General features: G+C 23.3%; 1 protein-coding gene. It reads right to left on the bottom strand.

The window, feature by feature from the left end; all coding sequences use genetic code 11:
- The coding region (locus tag HMPREF2897_RS08065) for a YSIRK-type signal peptide-containing protein (RefSeq protein WP_070592907.1) at positions 1 to 193 on the bottom strand (193 nt) is incomplete at its 3' end.
- Positions 194 to 447 lie beyond the last annotated feature (254 nt).

The following is a 447-nucleotide window of genomic DNA, read 5'->3' as shown; positions in this document are numbered from 1 at the left end:
TTGTTGTTTTGTCTTCTGTTGATGATTGATTTGTACTACCATCTTCTTCAGTTGCTTCAGCTACATTATGTCCTGCACCAAAAATTAATGTTGCACCAACTAAAATTGATGCTGTTCCTACTGTGAATTTTCTTATCGAATATTTATTTAATTTATTCGGTAAGAAATCTAATTTTTTTCGTGTTTTTTTCAAATGAACACTCCCTTTTTCTCTCTATAAAATCGTATTCCAATTTTACAAATTAAATTTTTTAAAAAAAAAAACTGGTAATACAATTATTGTATATAAAACAAAAACTGGTAATACAATTATAGTATACAAAACATTATGTAATACAATTATAGTATACAAAACATTATATTGTAATACAATGTTAATTATAGTTTACTTATATCATTTATATAAGTATTTAGGTTCTGTTGCAAAGTTGAATTTATAATATAATT

Origin of the sequence: Staphylococcus sp. HMSC065D05, from assembly GCF_001813195.1 — a bacterium.
GTDB classification, from domain to species: Bacteria; Bacillota; Bacilli; order Staphylococcales; family Staphylococcaceae; genus Staphylococcus; species Staphylococcus epidermidis.
The sequence above is the reverse complement of the archived record's forward strand: the minus strand, read 5'-3'. Positions and strand labels throughout refer to the sequence as shown.